Below are 20,043 nucleotides of genomic sequence, written 5' to 3'. Positions count from 1 at the left end.
TTTGATTCACCATACGGTTGTGTTGCGCTGAAGATGTCGAGGACTTGCCTGCTTACTGCAGCTGGTCTCGCATCAGGCCCATGCTTGCGCTTGACATGAGCGTCTCGATGTTGATCAGAATCAGCATGCGCTCGCGGCTGTTCTGCTTGATGGTCCCGATACCGGTGATGCAGGTCGAATCCACATTGCCGTGCAATCCGGGCGCCGGCTTGATCTCATCTGCTGACAGTTCCACCACGTCGCTGACCGAGTCCACCACCACGCCGACGACCAGGTCCGTCAGTGCCAGGATCACGGTCACGGTTTGGGCGCCGTAGTTGACCTGTGGAAGGCCGAACTTGATGCGCAGATCGATGATGGGAACGATCACACCGCGTAGATTCATGACACCCTTGACGAAATCGGATGCACCAGCCATCCGGGTGGGTTGCTCGTATCCGCGGATTTCCTGCACCTTCAGTATGTCAATGCCATACTCTTCGCCGCCCAAGTTGAAGCTCAGGTATTCACCACTGAATTGCTGAGAAATGTCGGGTACACCCGCACCCATGCCGGCTGACGGGGTTGTCGTATTCACTTGTTCCATGTTGAGTCTCTTTCGGTGTGTGTTTGTGTTCAATTGTCAAAAAGGCGGGCTCAAGTCACTTGATGAGCATCAAGCTGAAGAGCCTCCCCCAGTGTTTGTTGGCGTCAGGCGGGCGCCAGTGCCGTATCGCCGCGACCGAACAGCGGTAAGGGGCCGTCACGGTCCGCGACTCGTCTTTGCGGTCCTGCATATGTGCTCTGGCTGGCGCCCGCACCGCGAACGTGAGCCGGCGCGACGGAGATGGGCCGCGCCTGCCCGGCGCCCAGCTGGAAAACCGACACCACCTGCACCAGGTCCTGCGCCTGGCCCTTCAGGCTGCTGGCCGCCGCTGCCATCTCTTCCACCAGCGCAGCATTCTGTTGCGTTGCCTGGTCCATCTGCGTCACCGCTTCGCCAACCTGGGCCACGCCTTGGGCTTGTTCGTTGCTGGCCGCGCTGATCTCCCCCATGATGTCGGTCACCCGGCGGATGGAACCCACCAGCTCGGTCATGGTGCTGCCGGCCTGGTCCACCAGCGCCGTGCCCTGCTCCACCCGCTCCACGCTGGTGCCAATCAGGTTTTTGATCTCCTTGGCGGCATCGGCGCTGCGCCCAGCCAGGCTGCGCACCTCGCTGGCCACCACTGCAAAGCCGCGGCCCTGCTCGCCAGCGCGGGCAGCTTCCACCGCCGCGTTGAGCGCCAGAATGTTGGTCTGGAATGCAATGCCATCAATGACGCTGATGATGTCTGAGATCTTGCGCGAGCTGTCCACAATGCCCTTCATGGTTTCCACCACCTGGCCAACCACCTCTCCGCCTTTGACGGCCACGGTGCTGGCCTGCATGGCCAACTGGTTGGCCTGCCGGGCGTTGTCGGCGTTCTGCCGTACAGTGGAGCTCAGCTGCTCCATGGAAGCGGCAGTTTCTTCCAACGCGCTGGCCTGACTTTCCGTGCGCGCCGACAGGTCATGGTTGCCTTGGGCGATCTCGGCACTGGCCGTGGATACGCCATCGGAACCGTGCCTGACCGAGCTGACCACCTGCACCAGCCCCGACTGCATGGCGTCCAGCGCCTGCACCAGCTCACCGATCTCATTCTTGCCCATATTGGGCAGCGGCTCGCTCAGGTTTCCGGCACCTATGCGCTGTGCCGCTTGCCGGGCGATGCTCACCCCACCGACAATGCTGCGGGAGATGCCCCAGGTTGCAAACACGGCAATGGCGACACACAAGGTCAGCAGGGCGGCACCCAATGCGTACAGGGTGCTGAACATCTGTTCAATTTCCTGCCGGGCGGCCCGAACATTGGCGACCTGGCCGTCCACCAGGGCCTGAAGGGCGCGGTCATACTGTCTGGCTTCTGGTACCAGCTTGCTTTGCACCAAGGCGCGTGCGCCAGTCTCGTTTCCAGCAGCCTTCAGCGCGGTGACCTGATCACGAGCCTCTCGCCAGCTTTTGCGCACTTCGCCCACCTTGCCGGCGCGCAGTCTTGAAGCATCATCCCGAACCTTGTCTGAGTAGGCGCTCTGGAGATCAGTGGTCTCCTTGACGACGGCTGCCATGGGTTCCTTGAAGAACTCGAGCAATGCGCTGCCGTCTGAAAATGCGATCGCCAAGGCTCGGGCCGCATTTTCGCGCACATTGGATTGCCATCTGTTCGCGATATGCATCAGCTCAGTTTCGGCTTCCATGCGTGCAGCGGCAGCGGCGACTGCCTCCATCCGCCAGGCGGCGACTGCGGCCAGAAGCAGGAATGCGGCAGTGATCGAAAGAAAGCCCAGCTGCAGGCGGGTTGATATTTTCAGGTTCTTCATGAGATTCTTTTCAGTTGTCCGTACATCATTGGTTGGGGTTGTGCTACCAGGTCTGGCTCGTCCATGACTTCCTCGTCGGCAAACCTGTCCTGGATGGCAATGCGTTCTGCCTTGGCTGCGATCAGTGCTTCAACGCACTCACCATGCAGGCGCCCCTTGCTCACTTCGCTGCGAAGCTCAGCCACGATCTGTTCCTCTGTCCACGCGGACTTGTAGGCGCGCCGATTCGACAGTGCGTCATACACGTCGGCGATGGCGGCGATGTGGCCTTCCATGGGTATCTCATCCATCAGCAGGCCACGGGGGTAGCCGGAGCCGTCGCCCCGTTCGTGGTGGCAGGCAATGATGTTGCGCATGACGGTGAAGGCCATGCGATCACCATGAGCCAGGTCACGACCGATCTGGTCTATCAATTGCTCGCCGATCTGCACATGGCTGCGCATCACGATCCATTCTTCTTCGTTCAGCTTTCCGGGTTTGCACAAGATGTTGTCGGGCACGCCGACTTTGCCGATGTCGTGCAGCGGGGCAAACAAATGCAGGTATTCAATGAACTCATCGCTGAATCCATGCTGCTCAGCGACCCGGCTGGCGATCAGGCGCGCGTACTGGGCCATGCGTTCCAGATGCTGTCCGGTCTCCAGGTCGCGCACGCAGGCCAGGCCGCTGACCACACTCACCATGCCGCTCATGCCGCGCACCAGTTTCATGTGCTGCAGGTAGAGGCGGCAGAGCAGGCCCGCGATCACCTTGAGAAAGTGGATGATCTTGCGGCCAAATGCATGCGGCTGCTTTGAGTTGAAGAAGAAGAACGCCGACAGCTCCCCGTTGTCGCTCACCGGCACTGTCAAGCTGGAGCGGTAGCCGTGTTGTTTCAACCACTGGGTGTGGCGGGACATGCCGGTGAGGGTCTGGTTGATGTCTCCGATGACACGAATTTCCTTGGAAGCGGCCAGCGCCGCCAGCGAGGGCACCTCGGCCAGTGACACCTCATGGTGCTCCAGCGCATCCCTCTCGGCATTGCTGAATACGAAGGTTTTGAGCTTCCCCGTGGTCGGGTCGTACAGGGCGATGGCCATGCGGTCCACGACGGGGTACCAGGCGGCGATTTCTTCGTGAACATTGCGCAACTGCTCTGTCATGCTGCCGGCGGCAATCCCGGTGAGCAGCGCTGACTGCGGCAAGAAGGGGGTATCCATGTGTCAGTTCTCCAGTGTTGGGTGCGGTTCACAGCCAGGCCAGCCGATGCAGCTGATGGCGCATGCCCACTTCCTTTTTTTCCCCTTTCAAACTCAGAGCTTCAACCAAGCTTGTAATTAATGTATCAACGATATATCTTTAAAGCAATGTGATTACCGGCTATTTCCGAGGATTCATGACACTGGTTTGATGCAGATCATTCTCCATACAGTGGTGTACGGAGTGACAGGCTGCAGTCATTACGCCGGGCTTACAGATCCGGGTCCTGCAAGCTGCATTCGGGGGGCTGAGGGCGCACGAGGAAAAACATTGCAGCCCTAACCCGGCAATGCGCAAAAAAGAAAAAGACTTCGTGCCCAGCTGTCCTGCGCGGCGCAGAGCATTGGCAACGAAGTCCTGTGCGGCCGGAGCATCCCGGCCGGTGTGATACAGGGTGAATTCAGGCCTTTTTGGCCCAGGCGCTGCACCAGCCCTTTCCGGCCACCTGCTTGCCCGCAAAGATGGGACAGCCGGCTGACGCATCGGTCGGCTTGCCCTGGTACAAGGCGCAGTTGCTGCAGAGTTGCGCGGCTGCGAACTTCGGGAACTTGGCCTTGTCGACTTTGGCGGCATCGGCCTTGTAGCCCAGGGCCGCCGCCTGCGGATCCGATTCGGAAACCATTGCGCCCTGGCTGTGTGCCTGTATGGAGATCAGGGCCGTGCCCAGAGCGCCGATTTGACTGAGAAAAATTCGCCGATTCGTCATGGTAGTCTCCTGAGAGGGGTGGTTTATTGAACAGCTGGCTGCGGACATTTGACGCCGTTCATTTTTACTGACAAGTGATGGGGTTGCAAAAAAGGGTTTCAGCTATTTCATGCGATCTCCTTTGCAATGCTTGAGGGGACGGGCTTGGCTTCGTCCTCCCAGCCTTGCCAGTCTTCGCCGAGCAGTTCGTAAGGGTGTTGGGTGCGATCGGAGCCGTTGCCGCAGCGCATATCGTCCGCAGGGCAATACAGGTCGCAACCCCAGCAGATGCGCTGGGGATTCGCTGGTCGGATGGGGAATGTTTTTGCCATCGAGCGTTCGGGTCTGGTTTTATGTCGATGGCGTGGCGCCACGCCGGCGCATCATGTCTTCACCCATGGCTTTCAGTGCGTCTGGTTGGAGCTGAGCCAGGGCGGCTGGATACACCAACTGTTCCTCATTGCGAATATGGTCCTGGTACAGCGCAGTAAAGGAGCCCAGGGCCGCCGACTGTGCCGGGGTAAGCTCCTGCCAGGTTTGAGGTGTCGCGCGCACCACGCCAAGCAGTACGGTGCGTGCAAGTTGCCACTTCGACTCCATGATCAGGTGGTCGTCCTGGAGTACGCGCACCAGCCCCTTCGTGCCTTCGGAGCCGGATTCCATCAACGGTGGAAAGACGTGCAACTCCTCATCCTCGTGGTGCAGGGGCGCGGCGATGTCGAAGTAGCGCAGCACGTCTTGGGCTGCGCTGCGCGCCTGTTCGTCGCAGCCGTGGTCCCGCAAGTGGTTTTGCAGGCGCCCCAGCAGGTTCAGCGTGCGCTGCACCCGCTCATGACAGGCGCTCAGTAACTCAAACGGCTGATCAAAGCCGGCAGCGGGTGAGTTGAAGCCAGGCAGCATCGTGTCAACCTGGCTTGCCATCGGCCCGCGCGCGTCCATACCACGAACCCAGGCGTGTGCCCCACAGCGCCATCACGACCAGCCACAGCAAGCCAGTGGCGGCCAGGATCCACTGCGTCAGAGGTGATTGAAAACTCGCCGCCATGCGCAGCAGTGTGGCCGCCTGCAGTGCCAGGAACAGCGCCCAAGTCCAGGTATCGGCCACCAGTGGCCGGCCACTGTGGCCGCAGGACACGCGCGTCACCATCGCCAGCGTCAACGACGCCAGGCAACCCATGGTGGTGGCATGCAGCGCGCCCAGCGGCATGACCGCCGTGTGCAGCCAGGCCGCAGCCAGGCGGGTGGCACCGGCCAGCAGCAGCGACAGGCCCAACCAGGCAAAACCGATGTGCAGCATGGCGAGCAAGCGGTTTTTCAGGCTTTGCACCAACCCCCACACCCAGGTCAGCCAGATCAGGACCGCGCCTACCAAAAGCTCCAGGCAGGCCAGCAGCAGTAGCCAGGCTTGGCCGGCCGCGGTGCCGGCGAGCAGCAACTCCAGCCATGCGCTGGCCGTTTGCAAGATCACCATGCCCACCATCAGCCACAACAGCCAGAACGGCCGCCACAGCGCGACCATGGGCATGGCGCTGGACGTGAAGAAGGGAATCATGCGGTGCGCCACGGTGACGAACACCGCCATCACGCAACCCCACAAGGCGGTGAACACCCAGGCCCGCGCCGCTTCCTGTGACCCCACCGCCAGGGTGGCCAGCAGACCCAGCTGGCTGAGGCAGCCCACCGTGCAGGCCAGGGCGATCAGCCGCGCATGGACCTTGTCCTGGGCCTGGCTGGCGCGCACCAGACCCCAGAACAGCAGCGTCTGCCAGCAAAAGCCCAGTGTCGCCAAGCCCAGGCCGCTCAGGGCCACGGTCTCGTGCGCATGGGCACCCACCAGCCAGATCAGCCACCCCGCAGTCTGCAACAGCAACGGGGCCAACAGGCGCCTGAGCAGTGGCGGCGCCATATTCAGCCACTTGGGACCGGCGGTGAACAGGAAGCCGCTGAAAAACAATGGAAAGAAGCCCAAGACCATCAGGCTTGCGTGCACCAGTGTGGGTGGCACGGCGTAGGACAGGTGGATTGGCAAGCCCAGCCGGCTCCCTTGCACCAAAGCCCACCAGGCGCTGGCGCTGACCAGCACCACCAGCCCCAGGAAGAAGCCCAGGCGGTGTGGCGCCAGCAGAAGGCTGCGCCAGAGCCAGGGCGGCCTCGCCGGGCTGGCGGTGCCGGACGGGCGCGGCTCACCGCTGGTGCTGGGAATCGCCCGGATGGCGTGGAACTGTTTGGTAAGCATGGAGCTGGGTTGGCATTGGGCGTTATCGGGTCGCCACGTTGATTTGTTTGATGAACGCCGGGTCAATGGTGAACATGATCGGGACGATGTGCCCGCCAGGCCACGGCCGAGCCGGCCACGGTGGCGGCAAACAGGCCCAGCGCCAGTGCATTGAGCAAGGCGCCCGGCCTTCGCATGGCCGGGTCAACCATCGCCCCGAACAAGCGCAGCAGCAGCGATGCGTGCAGCACAGACAGTGGCACGTAGAACCAGGCACCGAACAGCAGCTTGATGCGCGCGATTGCCGGCAGGATGACGGGTGCGTGGCCCATGACCATGCTGATGATGAAGCCCAGGCCCAGCGCGTGCAAGGCCAGATCCCGCGCGGGCAGGCCCAGGGTCCAGCCGACCCAGCCCAGCCCGGCCGTGACCAGCCAGAAGTAGCCCGACAGAAGGCATATCGCCATGTAACGGCTCAGGCCCTGCGCTTTCACTGTGCGCCGAGCGATGTCGAACACGGCCAACCACACTCCCAGCGCCGTCAGGGCCAGGCCATACAGCACGCCGCCCCAGGCCGGGGCCGGCTGTGACAGCGCTGCGCCGGCCAACAAGCCGACCACCGCAGCCAGAAGCAGCGGGTGCGCCCAGGTGTGGCGGCGCATCAGGCGAGACATCTCCAGCCGCTCCGCCACGATGGTCAGCACCACAAAGGCGAACCACCAAGGCAGCGCGGCGCCTGAGTTCAGGTTCATGGCGAACATCAGGTTGCCGGTCAGCCATGCCAGCGCCCCCACCAGCAGCAGGGCCGTATGCGCCAGCGGCTGCCGCTGCACCAGCAAGATATTGACACCCACGAACACCGTGGCGGCACCCACCCCAAGCCAGGCACCCAGGTGTGCATGGCCGACCAGCATCATCAGACCCCCGAGCGCACTGCCCACGGGGGCGACGAACGCCCAATGGTGGCGTACGGCAACGGCACGCTCCGTGGCGATGGCGCTGCCGAGGAATGCTGACAGCAGCAGCGCCGCATGGACGATGGCCGCGCTCGACAACAATGTGCTGTCGGCCATGCCTTGCAAGGGAACGCCGGCGCGAAAAAGCCCACCCATGACTGCGCTCAGGAGCGCGCAGATCACCCCCAGCGCCAGAGAAAGCTTGAAGAGCTTTCTCGCGGCGGCTGCCCTTGGGGAAGGCTGCTGGGAGCGGCGGGCTGCGCGCATGGTCACCAGCCCATGAAGCGTCTTGCGCGCTGGCTCATGCGTTCGGCTGACCATGGCGGATCCCAGCCCAGCTGAACCTCGATGGCATATGCCTCAGGGATCGCCCGGTCCAGTTCGTCTTCGACTTCGCTTAGGATGACATCGGTCACCGGACAGGCCGGGGAGGTCATGGTCATGCTGACCCGCACGACATCTGCCGTGACGCGCACGCCGTAGATCAGCCCCACATCAACAATGGAAAGGGCCAGTTCCGGGTCGACCACCCGGGTCAGCGCCGCCAGAACAGGACCGCTGAGCTCCTGTGGCCCGTCATAGGCATATGCAGGCGCTGGCGTTGCCGGAACTAGAACTGGTAGAGCTGGCTTGGCGATGAATTGCATGGCGTCCCTCTCACGCACGCATCGGGATGGGATAGATGCGCAACAGCTTGCTCAGCCCATGGCTGTTGTGGGTCACATCCGCCAGCGTGTACTGGTCCAGCACCTTGTAGAAGGCGTCCACCGCCTGCCGCAAGACGTCTTTGAGCTCACAGACCTTTGCAATGGCACAGTGGTCCGCTTTGAGGCCGATGCATTCGGTGGTCTTGGACTCGCCTTCAGTCAGGCGAATCACCTGGCCGAGGTTGATCTGCTCCGGCGCCATGCTCAGCTCAATGCCACCGCCTTTGCCCCGCTTGTTGGCCAGCCAATGGCAAGTTCCCAGAAAGTGAACCACCTTCATCAAGTGGTTCTTGGACACTTCAAATTTGTCCGCCACTTCGGCAATGGTCGCCCGTCGGTCTGGAACGGCTGCCAGGTAGATCAATACCCGAAGGCTGTGGTCGGTGAAGCTGGTCAGTTTCATTGACGATGCCGTGACGCGCTGCTGATTTTTGAAGCGACAGTGGTCACGGGATGTGGGGCAAATGCAGTTGGAGGCGGCAAAAGATGCATCCTGAATGCATGAATGTTAGTGGTGGGGCGCCTGCGTGAGTTGACCCACGTCAAGTAACCGCACTTGCGTGGCCACAATGACACATCCGTCCGTGCCTGTTCAGGCGACAGATACGCAGGTCTATCTCGCCCCGGCAGCCCGTAATTCTGTGAAGGGGACGTTGTGGAACTTACTCGAATGCCTGGTCGATGGCATCGCTAAAGTCGTGCTGCATCTGGGGGCTGATATCGTGGCCCAGGTTGGCATACTCTTTCAGTACGATGTTGTAGCCGGCTTTCGCCAAGCGATCAGCATGCGCCCGGGTTGCCGCAATGGCCACAATCTTGTCGTCAACACCATGAAACACCCGAATTGGCAGGCGATGCGCAGATTGGGTTTTCAGCAGGTCTTCATGAAGGCTCGCTAGAAGAGGTATGGATCCCTTGAGCAGCTGCCCGTAAAGGATCGCGAGTGCGTACGCAAGGTCGCCACCTTGCGACGCACCAATCACAATTGGTTTGGGTGCATGGGGATAAGTCTTGCCCAGCAATGCAATGACATCTGCGATCTTGGCTGCTTCGGTTGCGACAACATCCTGTTGCTCGGCGTCTTCCATCGCATAGTAGTTGACCGGTGATCTCGAATAGAACGAATACCCGCCTTTGAACGGATAGCGACCGGACAGGAAAATCAAGCGAGCCGGCTTGCGGAGTCCGTTGAAATATGCGCGAAATTCCTCTGGACTTGAACTGCTCCAATGCAGGCCAATCACAATGGGAAGCGCCGGGTTGTCTGATGTGCTGTTGACAATCCACTCTCGGTAGCTGTACTCCCCAATGACCTTTGCTGCGGGGTCAGCTGATGCCCGCCCGGCGCTGAGCGTAAAAATTGCGAGAGGCAGTGAATGAAATAAGTGTCGGCGCGTAAGCATGCTGTTGGCATCAGTGGAAGGAACACGCCAACAATGGTGCCACAACTACCCGGGCGATAGCTGGGCCTTGCGCAGGTGGTTGTCCGCAGCATTCAGGCAGTCAGCTTCAGCCCGGTGATGCCGGCCAGGATCAGGCCCACGCACACCAGCCTGGCCACGGTGGCCGGTTCACCGAACAGCACCATGCCCAGGGCGACCGTGCCCACCGCGCCAATGCCCGTCCACACGGCATAGGCCGTGCCCACGGGCAGGGAGCGCATGGCCAACCCGAGCAGTCCGACGCTCATGACCATGGCGGCGGCCGTGCCCACGCTGGGCCACAAGCGGGTGAAGCCCTCGGTGTATTTCAGGCCAATCGCCCAACCAACTTCCAGCAGACCGGCAATCACCAGCACAACCCAGGCCATATCAACATCTCCCGCGCATCAGCGCACAGTGGCTGACAGCACTGTGCCTGAGAACGGATGATGCGGCGTTGCTGGCCGCGGATCACCCCAAGTGCCGTGGGTGGTTGTTTTGCCACACCGCCCGGCCAACACAGCAGTAAGGCAGCACATCCACCCGGTCTTGCAACCGCATCTTTGCTCACGTAACATCGGCCGCGATGTTGGGACAAACATGTTGACCTCATTTGAATCATCGGTTGAGAAGCTGCTTGGCGGCACGAGCTTTCACAAAGCGCTCGACGAGCGCCAACTGGACCGCTTGCGCTTTGATATCCAGGCCAAGCCCATCAGTGCGGGCGCAGCGGTGGCAAGCCGGGGCACGGCGGCCGATGCGTGGCTGGGCGTGGCCAGCGGCCTGGTGAGGATAGAAAACAGCGGCGCCGACGGCCGCCACACCACCCTGACGCACTTTTCCGCCGGCTGCTGGTTTGGGGAAGGCACGCTGCTCAAACGCGGCCCCTGGCCCTTCGATGCGGTGGCTGTCACCGACAGCGTGGTGGCGTTCGTGCCGATCTCCACCTTCGAGTGGCTGCTGGGCTCCAGCATCGCCTTCAACCGCTTCCTGCTCGACCAGATGAACGCTCGCCTGGCCCAGTTCGTGGAGCGGTGTGAGCACTTCAGGCTGCACGATGCCGAGCACCACGTGGTGCACTGCCTGAACGAGATGGTCGACCCGCGGCTTTACCCGAACACGGAAAACTGCGTCACCGTGTCGCAAGAGGGGCTGGCGCACCTGGCCGGCGTGTCGCGCTCGGTTGTCAACCGGACGCTGCACAAGCTGGCGGACCAAGGTCTGGTGCGGGTGGACTACCGGTCCATCACCTTGCTCAACTTGTCGGAATTGCGCCGCTTCAGCGCTGCCTTCGACTAACAATTTCCTCCACTCTTCGAGCGGTCGGGCCGCATCGCCGGCGCACGGCGCCAAGCTTTACATTTCTTAGGGTTTCCGATATCCGCCATTGTGTACGCGTGAACAGTCACGCAGGACATCACGGCTAAACAATCGGCCTGTTTCTACAGACCTATCAGGAGACCCCGGATGTACCGAGTAACCAGAGGCGCCGCCGTTTGGCTCGCGCCATGCTTTGCGATGCTTGTGCTCGCCGCTTGCGGCGGGAACGACAGCTCACCCTCCACGCCCACGACGCCGACCACGCCGACCACGCCCACCATCACGGGCGACGTGGTCATCAAGACGTTGTCGAACCGAGCCGACATGATCAGTGACGGTGACGCGCTGGTGGAAATCGTTCTACCCAGTGGCGCGACCTTCAGCGATCTGAAGGTCGAGCTCAACGGGGCGGACCAGACCGGTGCGTTCGCGGTGCGACCCAACGGCCGGGTGCTGGGTGTCGTCACCGGCCTGGCGTCGGGATCGAACGCCCTGGTCGCCACGCTGAAGAGCGTGAACAAGGGCGCTCGGTTGCAGATCACCAACGTTGACCGCGGCAGCGCCATTTTTTCCGGGCCGCAGGTTCAGCCCTGGATCTGCGCCACCAGGACCATCAGCCAGGCGCTGGTGGTCGTCGCGGGGACCAGCCTGTCGGCGATCGTCCCGACGCAGGTCAGCGGACTGGACGCTGACCCGACCGACGCCAGGTGCAACGCGCCGACAAAATTCACCTACTACTACCAGCCCAAGGCACTGCAGGGGACTGCCTGCACCCTCGGCATCACGGGCGCCAACCCTTGTTTCGTCGCTTACGACCCCGCGGCGCGGCCGGCGGACGCGGCCATCGCCGACTTCAAGAATGACCGTGGCGACACGGTGAAGAGCATGCTTCGCCTGGAGCTCGGCACCATGGACCGTGGCATGTACCAGGTGCTGACCTACTTTGACCCCGCACAGCCCTGGACGCCATGGACACCGCAGAAGGGCTGGAACGGCAAGCTGATGTGGAAGTTCGGCGCCAGTGCGTCCGGCAACCGCTTCCAGCGCAATCCGGGGGCTTCGGTGTTTGACGTCAACAGCCTGGCCGCCGGGCACATGGTTGTCAATGCGCAATTGACCAACCACCAGGACAACAACAACGAGTTTCTTGCCGCCGAGCAGGCGATGATGATCAAGGAACACATCATCGACACCTATGGCGAAATCCGCTACACCATGTCAGATGGCTTGTCCGGTGGCTCGATGATGCAGACCAACATTGCGTCTGTGATACCCGGCCTGCTGCAGGGCATTCAGCCGGCCTGGAGCTACCCTGACGCCGTGTCCACCTGGATAGAGACGCGCGACTGCGGCATTCTGGGCAACTATTACGCCACCGCCGCAGGCACCTCGCTCACGACCGCGCAGCGCGCCGCCATCGAGGGCAAGGACAACGCTTATTGCGGCAGGTGGATCGCCTCATTCATCAACCCGCAGAACCCGACCCTGCCCGGCAACTGCGGGGCCGGCTTCCCCGCTTCCATCGTCTATGACCCGGTGAATCGGCCCAACGGCGTTCGCTGCTCGATCCACGACATGATGGTCAACATCTTCGGCACCACGGTGGACACCGACCGCAACACCAAGCCGAAACTGCCTTATGACAACGTGGGGGTGCAATACGGACTGCAGGCACTGCGAAGCGGATCGCTCACGGCTGAGCAGTTTGTCCAGTTGAACGAAACCGTTGGCGCCTACGACAGCGACATGAAGTTCACCGCGGGCAGCCCAGCCGCACCGGTGGTGCCGGCACCCCGCTTCCGCGCGCTGCCGGATGTTCTGCCGCAGATCTACCAAAGCGGGTTGCTGGACAACGCGAAGAACCTCGCCAAGGTTGCCATGATCGATATCCGGCCGGAATTCGGCCCCGACATCCACATGCCGTGGCGGAGCATGCAAAAGCGGGCGCGCCTTGACGCCGCCAATGGCGGCCATGCGAATTCGGTCATCCGCGGCATCAACGGCGCTCCGGGGGCAGCGATCACCGCGCAGGCGTTTCAAATGATGGACCGTTGGTTGACCGCCATAGAGGCCGACAAGACCAGCACTGCCATTGAACAAAAGGTGATCAACAACAAGCCGGCAGACGTGAAGGACGGCTGCTATGCGACGGCTGGCGCGACCGCCGCGGACCTGGCAACTGAACTGTCCATCACCAACCCGTCCTGCCCGATCGCGGCGACACTGCTTCACCTGAGTCCCCGTCAAGTGGCGGGCGGCCCGAGGTCTGAGGATGTCTTTCAGTGCCAGTTGAAGGCGTTTGACGCGGCCAGCGCGGACTATGCGGGTGTGGCCTTCACCGCGGCCCAGGTGACCCGGCTCAAAGCTGTGTTTCCCGACGGTGTTTGCGATTGGTCGAAGCCCGGTACCGCCCAGACCACGCCGTGGGCCGCGACCAGCTTCATGAACGGGCCCACGGGTACAAAGATTCCCGCGGCGCCGGCTTCGACAACCTTCTAGTCGGACCTGTTCGCCTGTTCTTCGGTCGGGTCCACCGTCTTCTGCTCAGTGGAAGACGGTGGACCATGCCAGACACTTCAGCTTCAGGCGGCGCCTGTCTGTCATGCCCCGGTGCTGGCTGCCGCCTCGGCTTGCGCCGCAAACTTCTCGTCAAACCACTTCTGCCACAGCGGCGTGCCATAGGCCACTGCTTCCTCGGCCTTGTCGCCATACAGGTACAGGTGCATGGCCACCACGGTGCTGCCGTCCGGGTACAGGTTGGCGCCCAGGGCGCCGATGCCTGACAGCGGCTTGTCCAGGATGAACAGCGCGTCATACGGGTTTTCGCTCAGGTGCTCCACCACGCCGCTGATGGGCGGCGCGCCGGCGGGCGCGCTCCAGTGCTGGCCCTTGGCCAGCCCGTGCACGCCCAGCGCGCTGGTCAGCGTCTTCCAGGCCTGCGCATCGGTGCCGGCCGTGACCGACTTGACGCGCAGGATGGCACCGGTCTGCCCGCGGAAGTGCTTCAGGTACAGCTGCAGGTTGACCAGGAAGCCGGCCCAGCCGCCCATGACTTCTTCCAGCTGGTTGTCCCAGTCGTCGGTGCTGGCAAACAGGCTGTGCACCATGCGCACGCTGCACACGCTGCCCGAGCGTGCCTGCACCAGCCATTCGGTGGCCATCTTGGGCGAGTCGCCCCAGGCTTCTTCCTGCTCGGCGGTGAACAGGCGCGGCGGCTCCCAGGCCGTGATGATGCCGCGTATGGGCATCTCGGGGCTGAACTGGTAGGTGATGGCGGTGGGCTTGGCGCTGCCCTGCTGGTCGAACTTGGCCGGCACGAACCAGGCCGCGATGCCCGGCGCGGTGGCGATGGCCGCCCAGACTTCTTCCGGCGTGCCGGGGACTTCAAATTCGACTTCGACCGAACGGCGGCCGTTGGCTTCTACCTTGACGCTCATGGTGGTGGCTCCTAGTGGGTTTGCGTGGGTTGTGGGTGGATGGATGGGGTGGCCGGGCTGGGCTGGGGCAGGGGGTGCGCCATCACCACAAGCCGGTGCGCGCGCGCGCCGGGGGCGTCGTCGTGGTACTTGGCGACCAGCTGGTTGATGGCGACGGTGAGCTCATGGCTGAAGGCTGCGCGCTCGGTGGGCGAGCGAAAGCACACCTCGGCATCCATCGACAGCGTGGCCAGGCGTTTGCCGGTGTCGTTGGCGCGGCGAAACAGGGCGCCCACCTCGCGCACCACCCGTGCGCCCAGGGCGATGAGGTAGCTGGCCGAGAGCCGGTCCACTTCGCGGTTCGGGTCGATGGCCACCGGGCCCAGCGCCCCGGGCGAGACGACGTAGGAGGCCGCGGTGGCGACCATCAGCCGCTCTGTCAGCCCGCCCCACTTGCGTTCCTCGGCCATGCGCACCAGGCCGTGTTCCTGCAGCGCGTTCAGGTGGTAGTTGACCTTTTGCCGCGTCAAACCGACCCGCGTGGCCAGCGTCGCCGCCGAGGCGGGCGTAGCCAGTTCCGCCAGCAGCCGGCTGCGCATGGGGGCCAGCGCAGCCGTGGCTGCGGCCGGGTCTTCGATGACTTGGATGTCTTGCATGGGGGAGATTTTGGCTTTGACAAATAAATTTGTCAATACCCCAAAAAAAGACGGGGCTATGTCTGGCATGTGCCTGCGCATAGACTGTGCGCGGCGTCGTCCTTCACGTTGACTTCAGGAGTCCACCACCATGTCTGTCACCCTTCTTGCCCTGCTCGGTTTCCTGTCCTGGACGTTGGCCCTGCTCGTCCTGATGGAGGCCATTCGCACAAAGCTTGTGCTGACCGGCCGGGTTCCGGCGAATGGATTCAGCCCGGACAACGGCGGGCTGTCCCCTTTCATGCAGCGCCTGGCGCGTGCATATGCCAACTGCCTGGAAGGGCTGCCGCTGTTTGGCGGGCTGATGGTGCTGGCTGTGCTCGCTGGCAAGGCCCAGGTGACGGACCCGCTGGCCTATGTGCTGTTGGCTGCGCGCATCGTGCAGTCCGTCATCCACCTGGCGTCCACCTCACCCATGGCCGTCAGCGCGCGGTTCAGCGCGTTTGTGGTGCAGATGGGCATTGCCGTCTACTGGGCCGTCAGGCTGCACGGGGCCTGAGGGGTGTTGCCGGCAGGCACCCCAGGCCAGGCGTCTCATGCCTGGTTCTTCCTAATTCTTCCGGTAATGCGCCGTGATGGCATTGGTCAGCGCCTGCCGCACCCGGCCCGCCTCTTGATCGGTCGCGCCGGCCCACGCGCTTTGCGTGACGACGACGAGGTTCAGCTCGGGGTCGATCCAGATGCCTTGGCCGAAGATGCCGGCGGCGCGGTAGGGCTTGCCGGGCGTCGTCCACCATTGGAAGCCGTAGCCGCCGCGGCCCTGCATGCCGTCCAGCGCTTCGCGGGTGGTGGTGGTGGCTTGTTCCACCCAGCCGTCGGGCACCACGGCTTGGCCGTTGGGCAGCTTGGCGCCGCGGCGGAAGAACTCGGCAAAGCGGCCATAGTCGCGCAGCGTGGCCGACAGGCAGCAGCCGGCGATTTCGCCGCCGGAGCTGTCCATCAGCCAGTAGGCATCGCCCTCCATACCCAGCGGTTGCCAGACTTTCTCGGACAGGTAGTCGGACAGCGTCTTGCCCGTGGCTGCGCGCACCAGTGAGCCGACCAGGTTGGTCTCGCCGGTCTTGTAGACCCACTTGGTGCCGGGCGCGGCTTCGCGCGGCAGGCGGGCCATGTAGGTGACGACCGGGTCCGAACCGTTGACGCTGGGCTCGTTGCCGAAGCGGGCAACGTCGGAGTTGGCGTCGCCGTAGTCTTCGTTCCAGCGCACGCCCGAGGTCATCTGCAGCAACTGCCTGACGGTGACACCTTCGTAGGCAGAGCCCTTGAGGCCGGCCAAATAGGTGGTGATGGGGTCGTCGAGGCTTTTGATCTTGCCGTCGCGGATGGCGGCGCCCACCAGCGTGGACGAGAACGACTTGGCGACCGAAAAGCTGGTCCAGCGCATCTGCGGCGTCTGGCCCAGGCCATAGCGCTCCAGCACCACCTGGCCGTCCTTGATCACCAGCAAGCCGGCGGCGCGGTTGCGCGTCATGTAGTCGTCAATGGTCCAGGTCTGGTCGCCGACCTTGAAGTTCAGCTCCAGCGGCTTGGCCGCTACAGGCAGCGGCGAGACGGTGGCGCCACGCTTGATGAGCCGCGCCGGCCGCAAGTTCTCCATGTGGGGGTAGCCGGCCTTTTGCTGCTCGAAAGACCAGAACAGGATGGCGCCGGCGGACGACGCGGGGGCCGCGCTGGCGGAGGCAGCGGCCGGCGCGGCGTTCTGTTGTGCGGGCTGTGCTGGCGCCAAGGCCGGCAGCATCAGCAGGGTGGAGAGCAGCAGGAACCGCGTGGTATTGATTTTCTTCATGGTGTTGACTTCAAGCCCAGATGGCATTCTTTCTTGATTCCTGGAGCTGGCGCTCATCCCAATAGCTTAGTGGCGATCGCCCGGTTGAGGGGCCGACGGTCAAAAAAAAGGTATTCCGGCCATTGGATCCATGCGCCCTCTGAGGTTGCACGTAGGGCCCGGCGTACGGTGGCATAGGACTTGTCCCACGTTCGAATCAGCTCCGCCCGATGGTGCTGGACACCCATTACGGCGACAGTAGTACCAACGCACAGCAGAAAGGAGCCGACCATGACCGCCTTGGACACAACAACAACAACGGCTTCGCCCTTCCAGCTGTGCTTTCGCTCCATGTACCAGACTGGCCGCGGCTTCGCATTCCCTTGCGATGCGCGCGGCCGCGTGGAACTGGACGCCTTGAGTGAGAAGGCGTTGAACAATTACCTGTTTGCGCGCGGCGTTGTCGGGCGCGAATTTTTGACACCCGCTGTAGAGAGGTGCTTCCATGCCTGATCAATTTGCCCCCCATGCCGCTCACGTGATGCCAAACCATGCCGTGTTGGCGTCTGTTGCCGACGCCTGGCAACGCCTGCTGGCATGGGTGCGGCAGGCAATGGCCGAATCTCCGCCGACCTGGCGAGAGATGGCGGGTGCGGTGCTGATCGTGGTCATGCTGGTGAGCTTCTACAGCGTGGTGAGCGGGGCCGCGCGGCAGGCTGAGGCCAATCATCGTGTCGACGCCGCACAGGCCGAGGCCGCGTTGTACTGCCGTGGCCTGCCTGGCCAGCGTGAGCGTGCCAACTGCATGGTGCAGTTGGGCGTGGACCGGGCGGGCAGCGACAACAGCGACAAGCCGTAAGCGTTGTCTCGGGCGATAGTTTCAGCCGGCAGCTTCGGCCGGTTTGGACATGGATCCGGGTTGAGGGGCACAATCGTTGCCACAGCCACCACGAGACCAGCCCGCCATGAAGCACTTCCTACTTTCCCGTGTCCGCCGCCAGTTGGTGCCCTTCGCGCTGGTGGCCGTTGCCGCCTTGGCCTGCGGCCTGGCCCTGTCGCAAGCGACGCCGGCCGCAGCTCCGACCGAGAACAAGGGCGTCACCAGCAAGCCGCTGGCCGCGCTGGAGCTGGGCGGCGACATTCCCGAACTGGCGGGCCGCCAGTTGCGGGCGCGCGCCATCACCATCGAGCCGGGTGGCAACACCGCCGTGCACACGCACCAGGGTCGGCCCACGCTGGAGTATGTGCAGGCGGGCAACGTGGTCGAGGTGCGCAACGGCGTGGAGGTGCCGCATGCGGCCGGCGAGATGGTGCCGGCCAGCAATGGCGTGACGCACTACTGGGTGAACCGGGGCATCGTGCCGGTGGTGCTGGTGCCGGTGGATGTGTTCAAGCCCTGACATGGGGCGCGGCCGGCGCTGTGGCCTGAGCGCCGCAGGCCGGGAAAAATAGGTTGGGCCGCGCCTGGTGCGTGGGTATCATGGCGTACCTTACGACCTTCGCCAGCGCCTGGCCCTTGTCAAAGTCCTCGCATAAACAAAAGGCTGCTCGCAACAGCCAGATCAGGGACAGCCGCCTGCCTGCCGAGGCAGTGCCAGCGGCGGATGTTGCGCCGTCCGGCGCGCCAGCCGCTGCGGCGCCCGCATTGCCCACCTCACCCCCGGGCCGCAGTGGCCTGCTGGGCAAGCTCAAGCATGTGAAGGGCGTCATCGTCGCCATCGCCGGCGTGGGTGCGGTGCTCAGCGGCTTCGTAGGCTGGTACACCACGTACAAGACGGTGGCCGCGCCTTCTGCCGCGCCCGCTGCCGTGCAACCGGCCGAGCCGGTGAAGGCGGTCAACGCCAAATCCATCGCCGTGCTGCCGTTCGCCAACATGAGCGGCGACAAGGGGCAGGAGTATTTCTCGGATGGCATCTCTGAGGAGCTGCTGAACCAGCTTACCAAGGTGCGCGACCTGCAGGTGATCGCGCGCACCTCATCGTTCTCGTTCAAGGGCAAGGACGTGAAGGTGGAGCAGATCGCCCGTGAACTTGGCGTGGCCAACATCCTGCAGGGCAGCATACGCAAGTCGGGCAACAAGGTGCGCGTCACCGCGCAGTTGATTCACGCGGCCGACGGCAGCCAGGTGTGGTCCGAGACGTATGACCGCGACATGAGCGACATCTTTGCCATGCAGGACGAGATCGCCGCTGCAGTGGTGGCGCAACTCAAGGCCACGCTGCTGGGCGGCGCGGCCATCAAGGCGCGGGTGGTCAAACCCGAGGCCTACGCGCTGGTGCTGCAGGCGCGCGAGCTGGCGCGCCAGAGAAGCCCCAAGACGCTGGAGCAGGCGCTGGCGCTGGCCCAGCAGGCGCTGCGGCTGGAGCCGGGCTACGCGGAGGCCTGGAACATGCTGGCCATTGTGTACACGGCCCAGGCAGACAACTTCCTGCGGCCCACGAGTGAGGGCTACGCACTGGCGCGCGAGGCGGTGAACAAGGTGCTGGCCATTGACCCGAACGACGCCACGGCCTACGGGCGGCTGGCCTGGATGGCGATGTCGGAGCGCGACCTGGCGGCCGCGGCCCGGTACCTGAACCGGGCGCAGGCGCTGGAGCCGGACGGCCAGAGCGCGCTCAGCGGCGCCGCCGCGCTGGCCCTGGTCCTGGGCCGCATGGACGATGCCCGGGCGCTGCGCGAGGCCCTGATGCTGCGCGACCCGGTGAACCCCTCCAACGCGCACAACCTGGCGGTGCAGGATTTCCGCGTTGGCCGGTATGACGACGCCATTGCCGGGCTGCGCAAGGCGCTGGCGCTGAGCGGCGGCTCGCGCGTGGCGGCGCACTTCAGCATCGGCCTGGCCTTGCTGCTCAAGGGCGAGCCGCAGGCCGCGCTGGCCGAGATGCAGCTGGAGCCGGTGGAGAACGGCTGGGGCCTGACAGGCCTGCCGCTGGTGTGGCACGCGCTGGGCGACAAGGCCAAGGCAGATGCGGCGCTGGTGGAGCTGATCAAGCAGAGTGAGAAAGACAGCGCCTACAACATCGCCTATGTCTACGCCTACCGGGGCGAAGCCGACAAGGCCTTTGCCTGGCTGGACAAGGCGCTGGCCTATCGGGACAGCGGGCTGTCGGAGATTCTCACCGAGCCGCTGTTCGCCAACATCCGCCAGGACAAGCGCTGGCTGCCCTTCCTGCGCAAGCTGGGCCTGGCGCCGGAGCAGGTGGCGTCCATCGTGCTGGATGTGAAGCCGGCGGCGCGCTGATTGG

General features: G+C 63.6%; 22 protein-coding genes. 7 read left to right on the top strand and 15 right to left on the bottom strand.

The genetic code is table 11. The annotated features are described in order from the left end of the window. Positions 1–52: 52 nt before the first annotated feature. From AC1DX2_RS07495 to sugE, 12 genes are all read right to left on the bottom strand, one after another. Complete coding sequence (locus AC1DX2_RS07495) at positions 53–586, bottom strand: chemotaxis protein CheW (protein ID WP_477195666.1); 534 nt, start codon at positions 584–586, stop codon at positions 53–55. Positions 587–690: 104 nt separating this feature from the next. After that, positions 691–2,379 carry a methyl-accepting chemotaxis protein gene (locus tag AC1DX2_RS07490; RefSeq protein WP_477195665.1) on the bottom strand — a complete coding sequence of 563 codons (1,689 nt, stop codon included), beginning with the start codon at positions 2,377–2,379 and terminating at the stop codon, positions 691–693. Next, positions 2,376–3,578: an HD domain-containing phosphohydrolase gene (locus tag AC1DX2_RS07485; protein ID WP_477195664.1), complete on the bottom strand. Its 1,203-nt coding sequence runs from the start codon at positions 3,576–3,578 to the stop codon at positions 2,376–2,378. Before AC1DX2_RS07485 ends, AC1DX2_RS07490 begins: the two co-directional genes overlap by 4 nt. A 440-nt stretch (positions 3,579–4,018) precedes the next feature. Further along, complete coding sequence (locus AC1DX2_RS07480; protein WP_477195770.1) at positions 4,019–4,324, bottom strand: high-potential iron-sulfur protein; 306 nt, start codon at positions 4,322–4,324, stop codon at positions 4,019–4,021. A gap of 107 nt (positions 4,325–4,431) precedes the next feature. Further along, positions 4,432–4,635: a DUF3079 domain-containing protein gene (locus AC1DX2_RS07475; protein WP_477195663.1), complete on the bottom strand. Its 204-nt coding sequence runs from the start codon at positions 4,633–4,635 to the stop codon at positions 4,432–4,434. Between the two features lie 19 nt (positions 4,636–4,654). Beyond that, positions 4,655–5,203 (bottom strand): hemerythrin domain-containing protein, encoded by a 549-nt coding sequence (locus AC1DX2_RS07470; protein ID WP_477195662.1) that lies wholly within the window; start codon positions 5,201–5,203, stop codon positions 4,655–4,657. Positions 5,204–5,207: 4 nt separating this feature from the next. Further along, the gene (locus tag AC1DX2_RS07465) at positions 5,208–6,539 is read right to left on the bottom strand and encodes an NnrS family protein (RefSeq protein ID WP_477195661.1); all 1,332 of its coding nucleotides are present in this window, start codon (positions 6,537–6,539) and stop codon (positions 5,208–5,210) included. A 62-nt stretch (positions 6,540–6,601) separates the two neighbouring features. Continuing rightward, positions 6,602–7,591 (bottom strand): hypothetical protein, encoded by a 990-nt coding sequence (locus AC1DX2_RS07460; protein WP_477195660.1) that lies wholly within the window; start codon positions 7,589–7,591, stop codon positions 6,602–6,604. Positions 7,592–7,743: 152 nt separating this feature from the next. Continuing rightward, a complete protein-coding gene (locus tag AC1DX2_RS07455; protein ID WP_477195659.1) occupies positions 7,744–8,121 on the bottom strand; it encodes a metal-sulfur cluster assembly factor in 378 nt (125 codons plus the stop codon). Positions 8,122–8,131: 10 nt separating this feature from the next. Beyond that, positions 8,132–8,584 (bottom strand): Rrf2 family transcriptional regulator, encoded by a 453-nt coding sequence (locus tag AC1DX2_RS07450; RefSeq protein WP_477195658.1) that lies wholly within the window; start codon positions 8,582–8,584, stop codon positions 8,132–8,134. A 259-nt stretch (positions 8,585–8,843) separates the two neighbouring features. Continuing rightward, entirely contained in the window at positions 8,844–9,584 is a 741-nt protein-coding gene (locus tag AC1DX2_RS07445; protein WP_477195657.1) for an alpha/beta hydrolase, read from the bottom strand. 92 nt (positions 9,585–9,676) lie between these two features. Next, positions 9,677–9,991, bottom strand: coding sequence for a quaternary ammonium compound efflux SMR transporter SugE (gene sugE / locus AC1DX2_RS07440; RefSeq protein ID WP_477195656.1), 315 nt, complete (start codon positions 9,989–9,991; stop codon positions 9,677–9,679). Positions 9,992–10,202: 211 nt separating this feature from the next. On the opposite strand from sugE, the gene AC1DX2_RS07435 reads away from it, so the two are divergent. Both AC1DX2_RS07435 and AC1DX2_RS07430 read left to right on the top strand, forming a co-directional pair. Next, positions 10,203–10,901: a Crp/Fnr family transcriptional regulator gene (locus tag AC1DX2_RS07435; protein ID WP_477195655.1), complete on the top strand. Its 699-nt coding sequence runs from the start codon at positions 10,203–10,205 to the stop codon at positions 10,899–10,901. Positions 10,902–11,120: 219 nt separating this feature from the next. Next, a complete protein-coding gene (locus tag AC1DX2_RS07430) occupies positions 11,121–13,421 on the top strand; it encodes a DUF6351 family protein (RefSeq protein WP_477195654.1) in 2,301 nt (766 codons plus the stop codon). A gap of 101 nt (positions 13,422–13,522) precedes the next feature. On the opposite strand, the gene AC1DX2_RS07425 is transcribed toward AC1DX2_RS07430, so the two are convergent. Then, positions 13,523–14,359 (bottom strand): SRPBCC family protein, encoded by an 837-nt coding sequence (locus tag AC1DX2_RS07425; RefSeq protein WP_477195653.1) that lies wholly within the window; start codon positions 14,357–14,359, stop codon positions 13,523–13,525. Between the two features lie 11 nt (positions 14,360–14,370). Beyond that, entirely contained in the window at positions 14,371–14,994 is a 624-nt protein-coding gene (locus AC1DX2_RS07420) for an ArsR/SmtB family transcription factor (RefSeq protein WP_477195652.1), read from the bottom strand. 130 nt (positions 14,995–15,124) lie between these two features. On the opposite strand from AC1DX2_RS07420, the gene AC1DX2_RS07415 reads away from it, so the two are divergent. Beyond that, positions 15,125–15,532, top strand: a complete 408-nt coding sequence (locus AC1DX2_RS07415) for an MAPEG family protein (RefSeq protein ID WP_477195651.1) — start codon at positions 15,125–15,127, stop codon at positions 15,530–15,532. A gap of 51 nt (positions 15,533–15,583) precedes the next feature. Here AC1DX2_RS07415 and AC1DX2_RS07410 read toward each other — a convergent pair whose 3' ends face one another. Then, positions 15,584–16,819 carry a serine hydrolase domain-containing protein gene (locus tag AC1DX2_RS07410; protein ID WP_477195650.1) on the bottom strand — a complete coding sequence of 412 codons (1,236 nt, stop codon included), beginning with the start codon at positions 16,817–16,819 and terminating at the stop codon, positions 15,584–15,586. 270 nt (positions 16,820–17,089) lie between these two features. Between AC1DX2_RS07410 and AC1DX2_RS07405 the strand changes: the two genes are divergently transcribed. The 4 genes from AC1DX2_RS07405 (at position 17,090) to AC1DX2_RS07390 (ending at position 20,039) form a co-directional block, all read left to right on the top strand. After that, a complete protein-coding gene (locus tag AC1DX2_RS07405; RefSeq protein WP_477195649.1) occupies positions 17,090–17,311 on the top strand; it encodes a hypothetical protein in 222 nt (73 codons plus the stop codon). Further along, the gene (locus AC1DX2_RS07400; protein ID WP_477195648.1) at positions 17,304–17,657 is read left to right on the top strand and encodes a hypothetical protein; all 354 of its coding nucleotides are present in this window, start codon (positions 17,304–17,306) and stop codon (positions 17,655–17,657) included. Before AC1DX2_RS07405 ends, AC1DX2_RS07400 begins: the two co-directional genes overlap by 8 nt. A 106-nt stretch (positions 17,658–17,763) precedes the next feature. Continuing rightward, the gene (locus AC1DX2_RS07395; RefSeq protein ID WP_477195647.1) at positions 17,764–18,198 is read left to right on the top strand and encodes a cupin domain-containing protein; all 435 of its coding nucleotides are present in this window, start codon (positions 17,764–17,766) and stop codon (positions 18,196–18,198) included. Between the two features lie 245 nt (positions 18,199–18,443). Then, the gene (locus AC1DX2_RS07390) at positions 18,444–20,039 is read left to right on the top strand and encodes a tetratricopeptide repeat protein (protein ID WP_477195646.1); all 1,596 of its coding nucleotides are present in this window, start codon (positions 18,444–18,446) and stop codon (positions 20,037–20,039) included. Positions 20,040–20,043 lie beyond the last annotated feature (4 nt).

Source organism: Hylemonella sp. P2_B10 (assembly GCF_056404875.1).
Note: the sequence above shows the minus strand (reverse complement) of the source record. Positions and strands in the feature narration are given on the sequence as shown.